This window comes from Limibacter armeniacum (genome assembly GCF_036880985.1).
Taxonomy (GTDB): Bacteria; Bacteroidota; Bacteroidia; order Cytophagales; family Flammeovirgaceae; genus Limibacter; species Limibacter armeniacum.
The window spans coordinates 1200667-1221170 of sequence record NZ_JBAJNO010000009.1; the positions used below are offsets into that span (position 1 = coordinate 1200667).

Here is a 20504-nt window from a genome sequence, read left to right on the forward strand (position 1 = left end):
GGATATGAGAGAAATAACACAATCCCGAGTTACATTATTTAGCCTTTTCCTAATCATCATAGGTGTTTACCTATCTGGCATCAGTGATGATTTATTCGGAAATGCCGTCAAGTATGCGTCCATCAGCAAAGAACTTCTACTTAGAGAAGATTGGATGAAGTTGACATATAGAGGTGGAGAACCCTACCTTCAAAAGCCGCCCCTTTTCTTCTGGGTAAACACTATTTCTCTTAAGCTGTTTGGGGTCAACCCACTTGCTTACAGAATACCCTCCTTGCTGTTTTTCATATTTGGCTTATATAGCCTTTTCAAACTTACGACACTATGCTATAACAAGGAAACAGGCTTATTGGCAACCTTGCTAACAGCTTGTTCATTGGTCTCCTTGATGTTTATGAACAATGTTAAGATTGACATGTTCATGATGAATACCATCATATTTGCAGTTTGGCAATTCTTTTTGGCTTTAAAGCAAAATAAGTGGATCAACTATATACTGGGTTTTATTGGCTGTGGAATAGCGCTACTAATCAAGGGGCCAATAGGTATTTGTATTCCTGCTTTTATTGTTGCGGGAGAAATTATCAGTAAAAAGGACTGGCAAAACCTGCTAAACATTAAGTGGTATATAGTGGGTCTGCCTATCACACTTTTGTCTTTGCTGCCTGCTACACTTATCGTGTATAAGCAGTTCGGAATGGATGGGGTAATATTCTACTTCTGGACCAATAATGCAGGTAGAATCAGTGGTGAATACTTGGCTGGCAGTAGAGGTCCTTTTTTCTACATTCATACAATAGCATGGCTGGCACTACCTTGGTCTATCTTACTTTTCAGAGCTGTATTTCTAGAAGCTAAACAAGTATGGAATAACCGCATCAAAAAGGAAGGACATGGACTGTTTTTAGGAAGTATGTTATTCCTAATTATCATCAGCATTTCCAGTTTTAAACGACAACATTACCCTATTCCAATCCTGCCATTTCTATTTGCCATCACTGCACATTGGACATTTCCATTACTGAAACACAATCCAAAATGGTTTAGCATCTCTCATATTACTTTATCAGTTCTCTTATTATTGGGTGCACTGTTTGTGTCTTTCTACTTTATACCAAACAATTACAGTCATTTAGCTATACTATTAATGGTTATTCCTGTACTCCTTTTATTCAAGTACTACCACCTCTCAAATGGCACAAAAGTATTACTAACATCCCTCACCTCAATTTTAATAGTTGGAAGTTTGATGAACAGCCGGTTTTATCCGTTTTTATTAAGCCATGATGGCTATATCAAAGCCTGTAAAATTGTCAATAGGAGTTCTCTTAATGATCAAGCCCTGTATCAATACAGAACCTATGGAGAAGAGACCTTTTTCTACCTGAACTCACCTGCCCATAATTTAGAGACATTGGAAAACTGGCACCCCACCCAACAACATATTTGGCTTTTAACAGACGAGGAAGGGAAAGAAACATTTTCAAGGCTGCATCAGGATAATTATACAAGTCAGCTAATCAAACACCAAAAAGTCTCACAGCCCAAATGGTTATGGTCAAGCAAAGATCGAAGTCAGTCACTTTATCTAATCAAGTTTAAAAACAGTTCTGCTCAAACTGCAATTGCAGACTAACAAAAAATCCGGTAGGTTTTCCATCTGAAACCTACCGGATTTTCTCTGTCAAATACTACTCAATCATAACTAAACTTCCACACCAAGCACCATTACATCATCAATTTGGCGCTTGTCTCCCTTCCAATTTATGAACTCTTCGGTCAATACCTCAGCCTGCTCAGAGATCTTGATATCCGTTAGTTCTGCAATAGTATTCAGGAACCTTTTGTTGGAGTATTTCTTATCATAGTCTCCTCCAAACTGGTCTACAAAACCATCCGTAAACAAATAAAATCTATCTCCTGTATTTACCTTGAATACCTCTTCTCTATACTCACTCTCTACGTTCATAGAGTTTCCTACCGCCTTCTTGGTTCCTTTGATTACTCGATACTGGTTTGTTGTACTGTCCCAGAAGATCAGTGGCCTTTTTGCCCCAGCAAACAGCGCTACATTCAGGTTATTATCAATTGCCAAAACACCGGCTTCCAAACCATCTAGGTTTGCTCTACCCTCATTTTTCAATCTGAATCTCATTTCTTCATCCAACCTTGTCAAGATTTTCTTAGGAGACCAGCACTGCTTATCCACAATTATTTTATCTAACAACTCCGTTGCTATCACAGTCAGAATTGCCCCCGGCACTCCATGCCCTGTACAGTCACCCTGAATAATATAGATTACATTGTTGACCTCTCTAACAAAGCAGAAATCTCCCGAAACAATGTCTCTAGGCATATCAATAACAAAACTCCCTTTGTTATTTAGCTTTTCTATAGATGAACTGAAAAGGGCCTTTTGAATGCGGTTTGCATAATTGATAGAGTGCAAAAGGTTGTTGTTAGCTCTCTGCAAACCAAAATGCTGACGTTCTATTTCTTCACGTTGCGCCAATATTTCCTCCTGATTGGCATACAGCTCTTCGTTACTAACCTGTAGCTCTTCATTTTGCGTAGCAAGCTCTTCTTTCTGCTCCTGAACAGTTCTTTGTTCTACCAATACCTGCTTACTGTACCTTTTCATTGCCAATGAAATAAATGAATAGGTTAACGCTGTTACAAGCAGGTCAAAAATTACCATATCATGTCTGATCACAGGGATATACTCAGGTAAAAACAACGCTCCCAAATGAAGTAGAATCAATGCAATTCCAAAACACCAGGATACAGCTGATACTATTTTCGGTCTGCTATTCAACACAATTCGAGCCTCGGCAATCATCGCCACTGCCACTAAATTGGGTAGGTTATTCATATTCCCAAAAATGTACCATCCATACAGAAGGAAAACCATGTTGTTGATAAAGCTCAATGCAGCAATTCTATAGTTTGGTTTTACTCGTGTCAGGTAAGCTAACACAAAGTTATTGACAGCATCAATCCCAAACATCAGCATTACAAATTGCCCATATTCCAACACATACGCCAATAAAATACCTGTACTTGCAAATAGTCCATTTGCGATTGAGGTAAAATAGAGCACCCTCTTTTCAAAAGAGTTCAAAGTTACCGGTGACATAGTAAGAAGTTAGTTAGTCTTTTTAGTTTAGCTACTTATTTGCTTTCGACCTGTTTGAGTCTGTCTGAAAGCAATTTTTACATTAATTTTAGCAAAACACACGCAGTTGTTTTGTTGAAGTATTTTGTTTTTAGCAAAAGCAATGTATTGATTTTTATTAACATTATTCTATACTTCAATGTTACAACATAATAATCAACAAGTATAACCACACACAAATATGTGATTATGAACATATTAATGGTTTGAAAAAAAATATTGTTTTTTTTTCAATCAATAAGGCATTCTATTACAAAAGAGATCATTCACTACTCTTATAGTGATGTTATTTTAGAATTATGGCATGTAAAAATCACTGAGTAACATATCTATCAAACTATTACCTAAACCAAAGAAAAAACCTCCAAGCTTTGAATATCAAAACTTGGAGGTTTAGACGAATATAGACTTCTGTAATACTGTTTATACTTCTATACCCAATACCATTACATCATCGATCTGGCGTGTATCTCCTTTCCAGCTTTCAAACTCTTCTGTTAACAGTGAGCCTTGCTCTGAAATATGAATTCCTGAAAGCTCTGAAACTTTTTGGAAGAAACGTTTTTTGGAATACTTTTTATTTTCATCTCCACCAAACTGATCTACATAACCATCAGAGAATAAATAAAATCTGTCACCTTTATTCACCTTAAAGACTTCTTCCCTGTATTCACTCTCTACATTCATAGAGTTTCCAACAGCCTTCTTTGTTCCTTTAATAATTTCGTAATCATTCTCCTCACTTTTCCAGTAGATGAGTGGTCTTTTTGCACCTGAATAAAGTGCTACGTTCAAGTTATTATCTATTGCTAAAACACCCGCTTCAAGCCCATCAAGGTTTGCCCTGTTCTCATGTTTTAACCTAAAGCTCATCTCTTCATCCAATCGGGTCAGAATCTTTTTCGGAGACCAACAATGCTTATCCACAATAATCTTATCCAGAATCTCAGAAGCAATCACAGTCAAAATCGCCCCTGGCACACCATGTCCTGTACAATCACCCTGAATAATATAAGTGATATTGCGTACTTCTCTCACAAAACAGAAATCTCCTGACACAATATCTTTTGGCTTACTGATAATAAAACTTCTATTACTATCGAGCATATTCACAGAAGAGCTGAAAAGCGCTGTTTGAATACGGTTCGCATAATTAATAGAGTGAAGGAGGTTGTTATTTATTTTTTGTAGCTCATCATGGTGTTTTTCTATAGCTTCTCGCTGTGCCAAAATTTCTTCCTGATTGGCAAACAACTCTTCATTATTCACCTGTAACTCTTCATTCTGTGTTGCCAGCTCTTCCTTTTGTTCTTGAACTGTTCGCTGCTCACTTTTTACCTGATCATTAAAATGTCTTATAGTTGACGAGATAAAGACATAAGCCATCGTAATACAGATAAAATCAAAAATCACAAGTTCAGGCTTAGGCACTGGCATAACTTCAGGAAACGCCATTGCAGTCACATGAAACAAGATCAACACAAAACTAAAAAACAAAGACATGTGATCAACCAACCTTGGCATATGATTTAACATGATTCTAGCCTGAACCATCAGTACAATTGCATATAGGTTAACTAAGTTATTCACATTCTCAAACGCATACCAAGCATAGAAAACTATTAATCCATTGCAAACAAAATAATAAAGTGCTGCATTAGTATTTGACTTAATTTTTTTATTAGCAACAGTTAGTATTAAATTATTAATGCAATTAATACCAAATAACCAGATAGCTAATTCTCCAATGTCATTCAGGTAAGCGAAAATGGCTCCTATCGCACCAAACAGTGCAGAAAATATAGAAGAAAAGTAAAACACTCTCTTCTCAAACGAGTCTAAAGAAATATCCATGTGCTATTAGTTGAAGTAAGTGTTAGTTAGAAGGGGGTACATTAAAATAATGAGAACGAACCCCATTTAGTTATTAGCTGATTTAAAAATAGAAGAGCTCGACTGATAGCTCTCATAAAAAACCAATTGTTTGATGTATTTTGCAATGTATTTAATTCCAAGTATACATTAAACACAATTCATACATCTATGTATGCTCTAGCAAATGACCTAAACAGATCAATCCAAATAAATAATTCATAATCAAACCATTACCCATCTCCTAATAATCCTAAACATATCCTTATATGTTTATACAACTACCCTTTATATAGTCAATCAACTCATTGCATTCATACAAGCTTCACTGTTCATTTCTGCTGTAGCAAACAAACAGAATACAAGAACCTGACACAACAAATAGCGGTCAATGATTAAAAAATTGAGATCAAAACTTAAATAGAGTTTATATATTTAAATTCTCGAAATACAGAAAACTTCAAAGTTTACTCTTTAGCACACAATGAAACTGATATTAATATCATCACCAGATAATATTGAAAATGAAACGCAGCTATTAACTGACTTTTTCCACAATGGCTTAGAAATTCTCCACCTTCGAAAACCTTCATTTATAAATGATGACTATCGGAATTACCTAAAACGTGTTCCAGAAAAATATCATAGTAGGATAATGTTACATGGTGGGCACCCCCTTAAAGATGAGTTTAACATTAGAGGGATACATTATTCGGAGAAAAAAAGACCTATTGTAATCAATAAGGTTTCAGGAATCATTCAGTCTACTTCATTTCATCAGCTACAGCAATTGGAAACCGCAAATCCTATTTTGGATTATGCTTTTATCAGTCCTGTCTTTGACAGTATTTCCAAAAGTGGCTATCAAAAAGCTTTTGAGATAAATAAGCTTCAGCATGCCATCAACAAGGCCCCTATCCCAATTGTGGCACTAGGAGGAATTACGCCAGGTCGTATACCAGAATTGAAATCAATAGGAGTAATGGGAGTGGCAGTATTAGGTGCAATTTGGATGAGTGACACCCCAATAAAAGCTTTTCTGGCTATGTCTGATGCTTGTAATCAATAAGTACACTAGCACACCAATATGATAACATGATCATAACAAAGGATAATCACATCACATAGTACATACCCCACTATACTGACAAAATGATTTGACATATAATTTTAACAGTTCCTCTACGTTTTCTCTATGTACTTATACAGGATTATAAAATTTATACGGGAGAGTTAATAAACTATAATTTAATATTCTGAACATTTAAATTCTTGTAATTATTTCAGCAAAAAAATTAATTACTTGATTAAAACTAAATATTAGATTTTATATTACACTTTAATAAAGTGTCTCTTATTCCGTATATTATACACTTAACAATAATTTACTTTTGATAAATTATTGTGCTAGTCAAATTATATAGATTACCGTACTTTAACATTTTATTTTTTAGGTAAGCTAGCATTATTTCTTCAACTACAAGCACTCGTACTAACAACTAAATTGATGAACTTACTCAAAGAATTGGTGTTCCTTTATCACCTTACCTCTACCAGATACATTGATGCTTTTCTCCCAAAAGGATCGAAGCTTCGAATGCTATTTGATGCTGTTCTCAACAACCAAGTCAAAGATGATGATGAAGCTGCAAAGCTAATTTACAAAACAAGCAAAGGCGACAAGAAGTACTTGATGCTGAAAAAGAATCTGATTAAGAAATTGACAGATTTGCTATTAATCTCTAAACAAAAGAATGACGATGGACAAACTTATGATGTAATTGAATTTGAATGCAGACAAGAATTAGTCATTGCAGATTTGCTTCTGAAAAACAATGTCTATCACAATGCAGAAAGAATGGTATGGAAAGTCATCAGAAAAGCAGAAAGCTGTCACCTGAATGAGATTCAGCTTACCTGTTATCGTTATCTGCAAATGATTTATTCTCTGAAAGGTGATCCAAAAGCTACTGAGTCTTACTTTTCCATCATTGAGGATTTACAGCTTTTAGCGAAGCAAGAGAAAACCGCACTTAGCTACTGGAATATTATCAGGAGCCAAGATAAGTTTTTCATTTCTTACTCAGACGAAATTCAACAAACCTGTACAGAGTACCTTTCGGTACTATCACCTTGGATATTGCAGCCACAACAAGCTGTATTTTTAGAACACTATTATTTAAAGATTAAACTTACAGCTGCCTACCACAGTGTTGACTTTAATATGTACAGGTCTGTCATCAATGAGCTTAATGAGTTGTATAAAAACAACCCTTGTCTGGCAACACAAAAACACCAACTTGAGTATTACCTGTCTTCTGCAATTGTTGAGCAGCTTGAAGGTAAGCTCGAAATTGCATTACAAATACTTGATTTATGTCTGGACCTATCCGACTACCGATCATTTGATCAGTTTGAGGTACAGTCTTTCCGCTTTGATGTACTATTGAAGCTACGTCTGGAAATAGAAGCAAGTAATATCTTGAAAGAGCTCAAGGAGTGCGAACAGTTCGAAATGTTATCCCCAATTGATAAAGCTATCTGGGCACTTAAAGAAGCATACCTATACTATAGTGCTTCCCAAAGTGGCAAACTGGAAGAGATCAAAGAGAACTTTATCTTTTTCAATAAGGGATTATGCATTAACCAACTGCATCATCATTGCAAGCCGATTGTCAAAAACAAGAGGGGATATAATACACAACTACAGATCTTGAATGTATTACTCAAAATGCATGAAGGAGAATCTGACCTCTACAATGAGAGTAACAATCTCAAGATGTATTATATCAGGCACCTGAAAGATAGCGGGGATGAGCGCACCATTACTTTTGTAAAGTTTCTTTATAAGGCAGCGCAAAAATATGAGGCTAATGAAGGGCAACAATTCTCAATTCAGGAACCGATGCCATCGGGATATTCACCTATCGAAGTGATCCCATATGAGCATTTAGTTGAGCTGATCAACCAGAAAAAAAGGACACTTTGCCCTTAAATTGCCGATTTTGCATGATTTATTTCTACACTTTCACAAAAAGTTAATATTCTTTAAACCAGTCTAAATTTTACTTTCCTCACATGTTTAGTAGCATTTCCCTTTTAGGGAAATGTTACTTTTTTTTGCCATACCCCTCAAAACAGTGCCTACAACATCATACTGAATGCTTATTCACCCATCAAATCCCATCTTACTTCACCACCTAAACTGTTGTTGATTCCCCCTACCAAGCAGAGATACTTTTGCGGCGTACCATTTATAAAATGCGAATCAATCATTTTTAAATCGACTTTATTCAAATGAGAAAACTTTTATCAGTATCTGTACTGCTTCTGCTATGTTTGAATGCTTTTGCGCAACAAGCAGCAACAGTGATTAAGGGAACAGTCTTCGACAAAGACTTAAATGAACCTATCGTAGGTGCAACAGTAGTTCTGAAAGGCACTTCGACAGGTACCACTACTGACTTTGACGGTCACTTTTCACTAAAAGTAAATCAAACAGGCGAAGCTACTATTACTGTATCATTTGTAGGTATGACTACAAAAGAGATGCAAGTAAAGCTGAATGGTAGCACAGTAGACCTCAAAGATATCAATCTTGCTTCTGAGGCTATTGGTCTAAATGAAGTACAGGTACTGGCATCTGTAGCAATTGACAGACAAACTCCAGTAGCTGTTTCTACAATCAAGACATCTGTTATTGAAGAGAAATTAGGTGCCCAAGAATTCCCAGAAATTTTAAAATCAACTCCAGGTGTTTATGCAACCAAACAAGGTGGTGGTTTTGGTGATGCAAGAGTAAACATTCGTGGTTTCTCTTCTGAAAACGTAGCCGTAATGATTAACGGTGTACCAATAAACGATATGGAAGGTGGTACTGTATACTGGTCAAACTGGGCTGGCTTGGCAGATGTAACACGTACTATGCAGGTACAACGTGGCCTTGGTGCTTCAAAAGTTGCTGTACCATCTGTTGGGGGTACTATCAATATCCTGACCAAAACAACTGACGCTCAAAAAGGTGGTAGCATATATACTTCTATTGGTAACAACCAATTCCAAAAGCTTGCTTTTACAGCCTCTACTGGGCTAACAGAAAATAAGTGGGCAATCACTGTTTCTGGAGCTAGAACAAAAGGTAACAACTGGGTAGATGGAGCTGAATTTGAAGGTTGGTCTTACTTTGCAAATATCTCAAAGCAAATCAACTCTGCACACACTCTCTCACTGACTGCATTTGGTGCTCCACAGGTACACGGTCAACGTTCTACGAGATTGAAAATGGAAGAATTTAAGGATCCGAACAAAGGTCTGCAATACAATTCTGATTGGGGATATAAAAATGGACAAGTAGTTCACCTTCGTGAAAACTTCTACCATAAACCTCAAATCTCACTGAACCATTATTGGACTATCTCTGACAAAACTGAGCTTTCAACTGCTGCATATGTTTCATTCGGTACAGGTGGTGGTACTGGTAGTTATGGCGATACTGACAAGTTTGACAATTACAGAAAAGATGGACAAATCGATTTCGACAGAATTGTTGACGAAAATATAGCAAACGGTCACCAAGGTTCTGAATCTATCATCAGAGCATCAAGAAATGATCATAACTGGTATGGTATACTGTCATCACTGAATACTGAGTTGACTGACAATATTACTTTCACTGGTGGTCTTGACTTAAGATACTACAAAGGTAGACACTTCAGAGAAGTAACTGATTTACTAGGTGGTGAATACTATATTGACGAAGGCAGAGATCAAAACAATATAAATAAGGTCGCAAAAGTAGGTGATAAAATCGATTACCATAATGATGGTGAGGTACTTTGGGAAGGTGTATTTGCTCAAGCTGAGTATTCAAAAGATAAACTTTCTGCTTTTGTAGCGGCTTCAGTATCTAATACATCTTATAGAAGAATAGACTACTTCAACTACTTGGATTCCGATCCAGAACAAACTACAGACTGGCAAAACTTTATTGGTTACATGGCTAAAGGTGGTGCTAACTACAACTTGACAACCAATCACAATGTTTTTGCTAACGTAGGTTACTTCGAAAAAGCTCCTTTCTTCAACTCTGTATTCAGAAACTACCGTAACGATATCAACGAAGACGCGAAGAACGAGCGTGTAATGAGCTTTGAACTAGGTTATGGCTATAGAAGCAAAATGCTTAACGCTAAAGTAAACCTATACAGAACTAGCTGGTTGGATAAATCGGAAGTTAGAGGTTATGAAGCTCCTAATGGAGAAGATTATACTGTTAACCTAACAGGAGTAGATGCAATTCACCAAGGTGTTGAAGTTGAATTAACTTTCAAGCCAGCTGAAAAAGTAAACATTCGAGGAATGGCTTCTGTAGGAGATTGGCTATGGGCTGATAACCTAATCAACCAGCCTGTTTTTGATAACAACAGAAACCTGATCGGTTATGCGAACCTGTTTATCAAGGACCTCCATGTAGGTGATGCAGCGCAAACTACGGCTTCACTTGGTGTAGATTATGAATTTATGGAAAATTTCAAAGTAGGTGTTGATTACAACTATGCTGACAACTACTATGCGTACTTCACATTTGCTTCTGATATTTCTGCTGACCCTATAAGCAATGAAGAAATTGCTCTAAAAGATGGTCAAAGCAAACAAGATTCATGGAAAGTTCCTTCTTTCGGATTATTGGATCTTAATGTAAAGTATGACTTTAAGATTGGTAACCTAGATGCTACTCTTACAGGAAATGTAAATAACCTGCTAGATACAGAGTATATCTCAGATGCACAGAATGGAGATACAAATGACTACAGCTCTGCATCAGTATTCTATGGCGTAGGCAGAACTTGGACGACATCTCTGAAGATCAAATTCTAAGCTTACGGCTAACAGTCTTAATCAGTAATACTATTTGTAATGCAGAAGGTAAGTGTAGAAAAACACTTATTACCCTGCTAAATTGAACAGACACTGAAATGAAAAAAACATATATTCTGACAGGTTTAATGTTTGGTGCAATTGCAATGACCTCTTGTGACCCAAACAAAGACATCAATGAACTTCTTGAACAAGAACAAGCTAATCAAGCATCTAAAGATTCTGCTGCTCATTACAGAGACATGGCTGCTGAAGCTTACCGTGTTACCTCTTCAGACTACAGTTCTTTATTTAACTTGGTAAGTGGAAGTGATACAACTACTGCAAAAGAAATCAAAACTATGGGTGGCTTTGAAACTGAAGCCCAAGCTGAAAATTTCTTACCACTCCTGATCAATGATAAGTTAACAGGACAAGTTGGTAATGTGCTAGAAGTAACATATGACTTATACGTTGATAAAGCGCCTTTCCAGTTAGTTCCTATCAAAAGAGCATACACGCTTTCAGACAGTGATTATGACCTGGTTGGTAATGGCTATTATGACAACTTTGACATCAGAGATGGTAAGTCTGAAAGTAACTCTGTCGTAATTCATGAGAAAGTCGCTGAGATTTTGGAAAACAAAAGATCAGGCAGAAAAATTGGAGCTTCATTAGAAGGTGATATTGTAGAAGTAACTTATAAGGTATTCAACGATGATTACGAAACCCTTGAAGTAACTGCTGTATTCCGTTTCGATGGTACTGACAGTTGGACATCAGAACTGATGTTCGAAACATACAGACTGACTGACACTGACTATGAACAAGTTGGTAATGGTACATATGGCAACTTTGATGTTAGAGATGGCAAACCTGAAGAAGATCCTGCGGTAATTGACCAAAAGATTGATACTATTCTGAAGACTCAGTTTACTGATGCTGTTGCTGGAGATCAGAGAAATGTAGAATACGAAGTATACAATGGTAGCAATGTAACATTAGCTACTGTCTATGAGTTTGATGGTACTGATTGGAGCAAAATCAATGTTTCAATTGCTGATGAAACACAAGGAATTGAATTCACAGTAGCTATGTACGATGCTATGGGTGCTCCTGGTAACTACGATAACTTCTCTAGCAGTGACGCTCCTGAGTACTACATTCCTATTTATCTAGCAAAAACATTCCCTTATGCTAAAGCTGGAGACACTGAAACTTTCCGTTACTACTACTATACAGGTAGTGGCTCAGAGTATAGAACCTCACAGTTTGAGTTTAATGGGACTGATTGGGTAATGTCTGCAATCAACGAGGAAAAAGAGATCTTCTTTGTGTTTAAAGAGACTAACCCTTCGAAAGAGGAATGGATCATTGCTCCTCAAATGGTCTTCACTGAAGTTTCAAATGTTGAAGCTTCAATAGAGTACACGCTGAATGACTCTGACTATAGCGTAGTTGGTAATGGCAGATATGGCAACTTTGACACAAGAGATGGAAAGGCAGAAGCTGACAGAAGCGTAATTATTGAGAAAATCACAACAATCCTTAATGTCTCATTAGCAGGACAAGTTCCAGAAGGTGCTATAGTTGCAGTAACTTACAAGTACTATGATGGTGCTAATGGTGAAGCTACTATTTTACTTGAGGCAAGCTTATAATTAATAACTCAAATTGAAAACTAACACTTCCCCATGTTAAGAGTGAAGCATGGTTGAAGTTATCATAGTTGAAAATACCTTATCGGGTAGGTACAAAAGTGCCGGTCAGCTTGACCGGCATTTTGTCGTTTTTCTGAAGCAAGTTCTGAACTGACTTAACCACATAAAAAATGAAAAAATATATAAAGGCAATACTCGGCTTACTGTTGTCTATTACACTTTCCTCTTTATCTCTAGCCTCCACTCCCACTTCTTATCAGCTGGTAGCAGACGATTATACTTTGGTTGGAGATGGACAATACAGCAACTTTGAGATTTACAATGAGCTGGGCACTTTCTGGGTAGCCAAAAAGATTGCATACATTCTTGAAGAGCACTTCCCTGATGCGACAGATGGTGAGTCTACAACTGTAACATATGCCTATTACAATGGTAGCCGCTCTGATGCTACGATGGACTTTGTCCATGCAGATGGTAAATGGACTACCAAAGAGAATATCCAGCAAACACCTATTAGTGACCAAGAGGTTGATTTCAATACAACATTGGATATAGTTACTTGGAACGTAGAGTGGCTAGGTGCCCCTGAAAAGAAAAGTGGCACGTCTCTATTCTGGCAGTTTGAAGCTACTGCTGAACAAATCCTTCGAATGGACGCTGATATTTATGCATTGCAGGAAGTGGTGGTAGATGAGATCAAGGGCGATAACCTTCAGAAACTGGTTGACCTGCTGAATGAAAAAGAGGGAGAAGAAAAATGGGCAGGTTTCCACAACCCAAGACACTCCCAGGACTGGAAAGCAGTAGATGAAGACTTCCCTGCTCAAAAAACTGCTTTTGTTTACAAAAAGTCTGTCGTGACATTCAAGGAAAGCTTCCCAATGTTTAACGACCAGTATACCTCAAACACTGACTATTCCCTTCCTGACTACAGTGGTAGTGCGTCTTCCTTTATGGCATCAGGTAGATTGCCATTACTGTTCAAAGCAGATGTAACGGTGAATGGTATCACACAAGAAATTACTTTTATCAATATTCACTTCAAGTGTTGTAGCGATGCTGCCTCAAGACGTCAGGCAGATGGCGAATACCTGATCAATAAGCTACGTGAACAGTACGCAGACAATAACTTGGTAATCCTCGGTGATTACAACAATGCCTCATATGAAGGTAAGGAAGGCCCAACTCGTTGGGGGTGGTACAACAGCAAAGACTTCACTTATGCATGTGGGGAAGGAATCGATCATATGACTCTCTCCGATGAGCTTTTTGACGAACTGACAGCCCTAGAAACTCCATACTATACCGAATATGAGCTGGGAAATATCTCAGACCATAACCCACAGATGCTTCGTCTACTATTTTCAGAAACCTCAAATGATATTGGCTTTTTTGATATATCTGAGGATAAAGTCTACGAAGCTGCAGAAACAGCTATCACATTATCTGTTTCAAGCCTGAACCCAGTCTCAGCTGACCAAGTTTTCACTGTTGAAATCTCTGGCAACAAACTGGAAGAAAGTGACTATGAGCTAGAGGCTACAACTATTACATTAGAGGCAGGAACAAGTGAAGCAAGCACGACCCTGACATTTATTCAAGACCAACAAATTGAAAGCGTTGAGCAAGTGACTGTCACTCTGGTACCCCAAGGCAATATGAAGCTGATGGATGGTTATGCTGAATACACCATCACCATTATCGACTCGCCTGTCCTTTCACTTTCTGCGGATAAGGTTGAAGTAACCGAAACAGATAACAGTATCACATTGACCATAAGAACCAATGTACCCGTTTCAGGAGAGCAAACAGTGAACCTTACTGCCACCTCATCATTTGGCTCAGACAATGGATTCTTGCTTACAGATACATCTCTCTCCTTCTCAGATGGAGGCTCACAGGCAACCACTACATTACAGATTTTGGATGATGAAGTAGAGGATGGAACAGAAACGATTACTATTACGCTTTCTGAAGCTTCAGAGGGGTTGGTAATAGGAGAGAATAGTACACTTGACATTACGGTTACAGATGATGACGAACCAACCGTAACAGCCCTGAATGATGAACCAATACGTCAATATTACTCCTTCCTGACAAGGTCCGGAAAAATATACCTGCTCAGTCACCTCAACAACACACATACAGTAGGTGTATCAGCCTATACCACAGACGGAACAGAGATCAGTACACAACAGCTTCAGGTAGAAAAGAACGTGCCTCAACTGTTGGACACCAACCAGTTTCCTTCAGGAATTTATATTTGGAAGTTTGTAACACCAGAAGGAACCTTCACAAGAAAACTTGGAGTGGAGTAAGCCTAACTGATTCGATATTATACAACTGAACTACAGCGTAATGATGAATAAGCTAAAATACTTACTGATTGGACTCAGCATTGCCTTTTTCGCTAACTGTAAGGGTCCTCAAGCACTACTGAAAACCTCCGCAGAGACAGTAGCCGTTTCGCAACAACTTAAACCTGACACCACACTCGAAAACCTTGTACACACCTACAAGGTGGAGCTGGATAAAGAAATGAATCAGGTAATCACTTTCGCCAAAACAGACCTGTTTAAAGGCAAACCTGAAGGCAAGTTAGGTAACCTTATTTGCGACCTGAGTATTGAGATTGCTGAAAAACATGGGGCAGCACCTATTGACCTTTGTATTATGAACAATGGGGGTTTTAGAGCTCCTATTTATCAAGGTGATGTAACCAAAAGAACGGTGTTTGAATTGATGCCTTTTGATAACAGCTTGATGGTAGCAACACTTTCAGGTGATGGGATGAAAGAGTTCCTTGCTTACCTCTGTGAAAAGCCTGAAGCTGTCTCGGGGCTGAAAATGACCATTGACAATGGTTCTCCTGTATCCGTTATGATTAATGGACAACCTTTTGATCCTGATAAGTCTTACCGTGTCCTGACTACTGATTACCTCTACAATGGAGGAAGCAGAATGTATTTCTTTCAGAAATCAACTAAGACAGACGATCTAGGTCTACTGCTTAGAGATGCAATCATGGAATACTTTGTGGAGGCAGATACCATTTCTGCTGACATCGAAAACAGAATTCAAATTGCAGAAACGGCCAATCAAGACCAATAATCAGCCTCAAACTCTAAAGACACTACAATGGAAAACAACAGAAGAAAATTCATAAAGCAGTTTGTCAAAGGTGCGGCAGTAGCAGGTGCAGGTCTTTGGTTACCTTCTTCACTGTTAGCGCAAGGATCGGATGTGACCAAAATCACTATTCTTCACACCAATGACACTCATAGCCATATCGAGCCATTTCCTGCCGATCACCCAAGGTTTGCAGGTATGGGAGGTGTAAGTCGCCGTAAAGCGCTTGTTGACAGCATCAGAGCCAAAGAAGACAATGTACTATTGTTGGATGCTGGAGACATTTTCCAAGGAACTCCTTACTTCAACTTCTTTAAAGGAAAGATTGAATTTCAGGCGATGTCTCAAATGAAGTATGATGCAGCCACTATCGGTAACCACGACTTCGACAACACCATTGACGGACTCGAAGCGATGTTACCTTATGCCAACTTCCCGTTCCTGTCTGCCAACTATGATTTCAGCAATACCGTAATGGATGGCAAGACCAAACCTTACAAGGTATTTGAAAAAGGAGGAATCAAAATTGGAGTGTTCGGAGTAGGTATCGAACTGGAAGCACTGGTAGCTAAAAGCTGTTACAAGGAAACCGTCTACCTTGATCCGATTGAGGCAGCACAAACTTACACCAAGAAACTGAAGGAAGAAGAGAAGTGTGATCTGGTTATCTGTCTTTCTCACCTTGGTTACAAATATGACCGTGAGCCAAACAAGATCTCAGACGTAAAACTGGCTGCTGTTACCCAAGATATCGACCTGATTATTGGTGGACACACCCATACGTTCCTGAAAGAACCGACTGTGATAAAAAATGCAGCAGAAAAAGAAGTACTGGTGACACAGGTTGGTTTTGCAGGTATCCAGCTAGGCAGAGTTGATTTCTATTTCCAAAACAATAGCCGCCAGAAACTGGCTTGGCAAGGAAGACATCATAACAACTACGAAATTGTTTAACAATTAATACAGCCAACTAACACCTGATATCCTCAGCCTCCAACTTTCTGTTGGGGGCTTTTTTTAATCTACCATTTCAAAATTATTATTACTACGACACTCGAATACTATGTTCTAAAGCCTTACCTCCTACTTATTCGAAGGTCTCTCACTTCTCTTATAAAAATACTCCCCCACAAAACAAACTGCGATAATAGCCAAGGCAATCAAGACACTCAGCTTCTCTGATGAATATTGCTGAACAAGCAGCGCTGCAAGTGCCAAAAAACAACCAACTGATCCCAATCCCGAAATCAATCTGTTCCCTTTAATTTCATCTGATTGCTTGTAAGCGACATAGTTAACAATACCAAAAATCAACAGGAAGCCCACGCTTCCGGCTGTGGATATGCTTTCCAACTGAAGCGTATTGACAACGAGCAAAGTGGCAACTGAAGTAATCAGAAGTCCAATCGGTTGGTTCCATAGTTTGGCGGTAAGTTGGTGTGGCTCCTCATCATCCTCTGCCAGCTCATAGTTGACCCTGCTCCCACCATACAACGAGGCATTGATCGCTGAAAAAGTGGAAATTAACGCAGCAATTGTAATCACGGTAAAGCCCGCTTGTCCCAACATGGGTTTAGCAGCTTCAGCCAATACATAATCCTGCGCATTCTTGATCTGGCTGAAGTTCAGTGAACCTACAGTCACACAGGCTATCGTAATGTATAACAGGATTACAAAGATGACTGAGATAAAATATGCCTTCCTGATATTCCGTTCAGGATGTTCTATATCAGGTGCTGCATTGGCAATTAGCTCAAAGCCTTCATAGGCTACAAAAATGACCATCCCTGCCGAGACCAGTTTGAATGTAGATTCCCAATATTGAGGTGAAAGCTGTTCAAGATTTGGGTTCCCAAACAATCCATACACGCCAATTGCGACAAATGATAAAAGTATTACCAGCTTAATGATCACCGCTATGGACTCAATCTTACCAACGATTACGATACTGTAATAATTGATGATGGTTGCAAACACAATGATACCACTGGAATATAGGTGAGTCGCCAATTCATGGTTGTCTGTAAGCTTAAAAAGGTTGGGCGCATATGAACCAAAAGCGGAAGCATACAGTGCCAACATAATGATATAACTAACCCAAAGCAGGTTATTGATCGCTCCACTAAATACATTGACCCCAAATCCCTGATTGATAAACTTAACGGTTCCTCCTCTGTCTGGATAGGTAAATGATAATTTGCTATAAGAGTACGAGGTCAGCAATGCAATCAGTCCGGCAATCAGAAAAGAGATCGGGGTTCCGCCCCTTGCTAGCTCTGTTGCCAAACCCAACACTGCAAAAATACCCCCTCCAACCATTCCTCCGATGCCAATTGAGATTGCATCACGTAACTTTATTTTACCTGACATAGTATGGCTGTTTTTATAAAGCCAACTGACGGGGTATGGATAAAAGTTTCATATCAGAGTGAATGTTACTTTCACAACTGCGAACAAGCTTTACAACTGAAAACTTTACTTCAAATCACATTCAAGTCGTTTTTGTATTAAACCAAGAAAAAATTATTTTGTACAGGTAAACAAAATCCATTTTATCCAAAACTAAACGGATAAACTACTTACCATTAAAACGATAACATGACTCAAAAACTGATTACTGGCTGCTGTATCCTACTGATGGCAGTTGCCTGCAAGCAGCAAACAAATGAGACACTGCTTGGTCAACTGCCAACTGACCTGAAGGAATTCAAACCTGTTGCCGAAAAAAAAGATTCTGTATTAAGCATCCACGGACACGAACGCGTAGACTCCTACTTCTGGATGCGTCTGACTGATGAGCAGAAAAATGCGACAGAGCCAGATGCCCAAACCCAAAAGGTATTGAACTACCTTACGGCTGAAAACACCTATACGGAGAAAGCCCTGAAGTCAACAGAATCCTTGCAGGAAGAGCTGTATGAGGAGATTGTTGGGCGCATCAAAAAGGATGACGCATCTGTCCCTTACAAGAAAAACGGCTACTGGTATTATACCCGTTATGAGGAAGGTAAAGAATACCCGATCTACTGTCGCAAGATGGAAAGTCTGGAAGCTGAGGAAGAAGTAATGCTGAATGTGAATGAGCTTGCTGAAGGACATGAGTATTACGCTGCCTCAGGACTGGATGTAAGCCCTGACAACAAGTGGCTGGCATTTGGTGAGGATACACTCAGCCGCAGGATTTACAATATGCGTTTCAAGAATCTAGAAACAGGAGAAATCCTGTCAGAAAGCCTCCCGAATACAACAGGCAGTGGCGCATGGGCAAATGACAACAAGACTTTCTTCTACACAACCAAAAACAAGGTTTCGCTGCTCTCAGAAAAAATTTGGAAGCACGAGCTTGGCAATGACATCGACAAGGATGAGCTGATGTACCATGAAGAAAATCCTTCTTATTATATCGGGGTGTACAAATCGAAATCTGACCAGTATGTGATCATCTGGAACCAGAGTACACTATCCAATGATTACCATATCCTCGATGCCGATCACCCTGAAAATGGATTCACCCAATTCACGCCAAGAGAGGACGTACACGAGTACTCCATCGACCACTACAAGGATAAGTTCTATATCGTAACCAACTGGGAGGCGCAAAACTTCCGCCTGATGGAAACCTCGGTAGAGGCTACAGCTAAAGAAAATTGGAAAGAGGTAATCCCACACCGTGAGGACGTGATGCTGAACTCCATTGAGCTATTCAAGGATTATCTGGTTGTACAGGAAAGAAGCAATGCACTGACACATCTTCGCATCATTGACCAGAATACAAAAGAAGAACACTATATGGAATTTGAAGAGCCTGCCTACGTGGTCTACTCTTCAACCAATCCTGAATTCGATACCGATCAGCTTCGCTTTGGTTACTCATCCCTGACGACGCCAAACACCATCTACGATTACAACCTGAAAACCCGTACCAAGACACTAAAGAAGCAGTCGGAAGTTGTAGGCGGACACAATCCTGAAGATTATGTCACAGAGCGTGTATTTGTAGATGCAAGTGACGGCACAAAGGTACCAATGTCATTGGTTTACAAGAAAGGAACCAAGAAAGACGGCTCTGCTCCTGTATTGCTTTACGGCTACGGCTCTTACGGTTACTCCATGGACCCAAGCTTCAGCTCTACTCGCCTGAGTCTGCTCGACCGTGGTTTTGTTTGGGCAATTGCACATATCCGTGGCGGTCAGGAAATGGGACGTGCTTGGTATGACAACGGCAAGATGTTTAACAAGATCAATACCTTTACAGACTTTATCGACTGCGGTAAATATTTGGTAAAAGAAAAATACACTTCCTCTGAGCATTTGTATGCGATGGGCGGAAGTGCAGGTGGATTGCTGATGGGGGCTGTGGTTAATATGGAGCCTTCTCTGTTTAATGGCGTGATTGCAGCCGTTCCGTTTGTGGATGTTGTCTCTACCATGCTTGACGAAACGATTCCGCTAACAACAAATGAGTTTGATGAGTGGGGAAATCCTAAAAACAAGGACTCCTATGACTATATGCTTTCTTACTCTCCTTACGACAACGTCAAGGCCGTGGAGTATCCGAATATGCTGGTGACTACCGGGCTGTTTGATTCACAAGTACAATACTGGGAACCTGCCAAGTGGGTTGCCAAACTAAGAGAAATGAAAACAGGCGACAAGCTGCTGCTAATGCATGCCAATATGGAAGCAGGACACGGCGGTGCATCCGGAAGATTCAAGAGATATAAGGAAACAGCATTGGAATATGCTTTCCTACTGGCACTGGAAGGAAAAACTTCACAAGTAAATTAATAGTATAATTTCCTATCAAAAAA

At 39.0% G+C, this 20504-nt stretch carries 12 protein-coding genes; 9 read left to right on the forward strand and 3 right to left on the reverse strand.

Translation table 11 applies throughout. From position 1 onward, the window contains the following. The first annotated feature begins 4 nt into the window (after positions 1 to 4). Positions 5 to 1636: an ArnT family glycosyltransferase gene (locus V6R21_RS22675; RefSeq protein WP_334245826.1), complete on the forward strand. Its 1632-nt coding sequence runs from the start codon at positions 5 to 7 to the stop codon at positions 1634 to 1636. A 69-nt stretch (positions 1637 to 1705) separates the two neighbouring features. Here the strand turns inward: V6R21_RS22675 and V6R21_RS22680 are convergent, their stop codons facing one another. Further along, positions 1706 to 3136 (reverse strand): PP2C family protein-serine/threonine phosphatase, encoded by a 1431-nt coding sequence (locus tag V6R21_RS22680; RefSeq protein ID WP_334245827.1) that lies wholly within the window; start codon positions 3134 to 3136, stop codon positions 1706 to 1708. 462 nt (positions 3137 to 3598) lie between these two features. Then, on the reverse strand, positions 3599 to 5029 hold the full coding sequence (locus V6R21_RS22685) for a PP2C family protein-serine/threonine phosphatase (protein ID WP_334245828.1): 1431 nt from the start codon (positions 5027 to 5029) through the stop codon (positions 3599 to 3601). A 502-nt stretch (positions 5030 to 5531) separates the two neighbouring features. Here V6R21_RS22685 and V6R21_RS22690 point away from each other — a divergent pair. The 7 genes from V6R21_RS22690 (at position 5532) to V6R21_RS22720 (ending at position 16647) form a co-directional block, all read left to right on the forward strand. After that, positions 5532 to 6116, forward strand: a complete 585-nt coding sequence (locus tag V6R21_RS22690) for a thiamine phosphate synthase (RefSeq protein WP_334245829.1) — start codon at positions 5532 to 5534, stop codon at positions 6114 to 6116. Positions 6117 to 6554: 438 nt separating this feature from the next. Beyond that, positions 6555 to 8042 carry a hypothetical protein gene (locus V6R21_RS22695; RefSeq protein WP_334245830.1) on the forward strand — a complete coding sequence of 496 codons (1488 nt, stop codon included), beginning with the start codon at positions 6555 to 6557 and terminating at the stop codon, positions 8040 to 8042. 302 nt (positions 8043 to 8344) lie between these two features. Next, the gene (locus V6R21_RS22700) at positions 8345 to 10924 is read left to right on the forward strand and encodes a TonB-dependent receptor (RefSeq protein ID WP_334245831.1); all 2580 of its coding nucleotides are present in this window, start codon (positions 8345 to 8347) and stop codon (positions 10922 to 10924) included. A gap of 98 nt (positions 10925 to 11022) precedes the next feature. Further along, the gene (locus V6R21_RS22705) at positions 11023 to 12564 is read left to right on the forward strand and encodes a hypothetical protein (RefSeq protein WP_334245832.1); all 1542 of its coding nucleotides are present in this window, start codon (positions 11023 to 11025) and stop codon (positions 12562 to 12564) included. Between the two features lie 170 nt (positions 12565 to 12734). Further along, positions 12735 to 14882 carry a Calx-beta domain-containing protein gene (locus V6R21_RS22710; RefSeq protein ID WP_334245833.1) on the forward strand — a complete coding sequence of 716 codons (2148 nt, stop codon included), beginning with the start codon at positions 12735 to 12737 and terminating at the stop codon, positions 14880 to 14882. Between the two features lie 40 nt (positions 14883 to 14922). Continuing rightward, entirely contained in the window at positions 14923 to 15675 is a 753-nt protein-coding gene (locus tag V6R21_RS22715; protein WP_334245834.1) for a 5'-nucleotidase C-terminal domain-containing protein, read from the forward strand. Positions 15676 to 15702: 27 nt separating this feature from the next. Further along, a complete protein-coding gene (locus V6R21_RS22720; RefSeq protein ID WP_334245835.1) occupies positions 15703 to 16647 on the forward strand; it encodes a bifunctional metallophosphatase/5'-nucleotidase in 945 nt (314 codons plus the stop codon). Positions 16648 to 16776: 129 nt separating this feature from the next. Here the strand turns inward: V6R21_RS22720 and V6R21_RS22725 are convergent, their stop codons facing one another. Then, positions 16777 to 18063 carry an APC family permease gene (locus V6R21_RS22725; RefSeq protein WP_334245836.1) on the reverse strand — a complete coding sequence of 429 codons (1287 nt, stop codon included), beginning with the start codon at positions 18061 to 18063 and terminating at the stop codon, positions 16777 to 16779. Between the two features lie 228 nt (positions 18064 to 18291). Between V6R21_RS22725 and V6R21_RS22730 the strand changes: the two genes are divergently transcribed. Continuing rightward, complete coding sequence (locus V6R21_RS22730) at positions 18292 to 20481, forward strand: S9 family peptidase (RefSeq protein ID WP_334245837.1); 2190 nt, start codon at positions 18292 to 18294, stop codon at positions 20479 to 20481. Positions 20482 to 20504: the final 23 nt, after the last annotated feature.

Excerpts from the sequence above, each read along its gene's own strand:
- V6R21_RS22675 (WP_334245826.1), top strand. The coding sequence starts at position 5 with ATGAGAGAAATAACACAATCCCGAGTTACATTATTTAGCCTTTTCCTA.
- V6R21_RS22680 (WP_334245827.1), bottom strand. The coding sequence starts at position 3,136 with ATGTCACCGGTAACTTTGAACTCTTTTGAAAAGAGGGTGCTCTATTTT.
- V6R21_RS22685 (WP_334245828.1), bottom strand. The coding sequence starts at position 5,029 with ATGGATATTTCTTTAGACTCGTTTGAGAAGAGAGTGTTTTACTTTTCT.
- V6R21_RS22690 (WP_334245829.1), top strand. The coding sequence starts at position 5,532 with ATGAAACTGATATTAATATCATCACCAGATAATATTGAAAATGAAACG.
- V6R21_RS22695 (WP_334245830.1), top strand. The coding sequence starts at position 6,555 with ATGAACTTACTCAAAGAATTGGTGTTCCTTTATCACCTTACCTCTACC.
- V6R21_RS22700 (WP_334245831.1), top strand. The coding sequence starts at position 8,345 with ATGAGAAAACTTTTATCAGTATCTGTACTGCTTCTGCTATGTTTGAAT.
- V6R21_RS22705 (WP_334245832.1), top strand. The coding sequence starts at position 11,023 with ATGAAAAAAACATATATTCTGACAGGTTTAATGTTTGGTGCAATTGCA.
- V6R21_RS22710 (WP_334245833.1), top strand. The coding sequence starts at position 12,735 with ATGAAAAAATATATAAAGGCAATACTCGGCTTACTGTTGTCTATTACA.
- V6R21_RS22715 (WP_334245834.1), top strand. The coding sequence starts at position 14,923 with ATGATGAATAAGCTAAAATACTTACTGATTGGACTCAGCATTGCCTTT.
- V6R21_RS22720 (WP_334245835.1), top strand. The coding sequence starts at position 15,703 with ATGGAAAACAACAGAAGAAAATTCATAAAGCAGTTTGTCAAAGGTGCG.
- V6R21_RS22725 (WP_334245836.1), bottom strand. The coding sequence starts at position 18,063 with ATGTCAGGTAAAATAAAGTTACGTGATGCAATCTCAATTGGCATCGGA.
- V6R21_RS22730 (WP_334245837.1), top strand. The coding sequence starts at position 18,292 with ATGACTCAAAAACTGATTACTGGCTGCTGTATCCTACTGATGGCAGTT.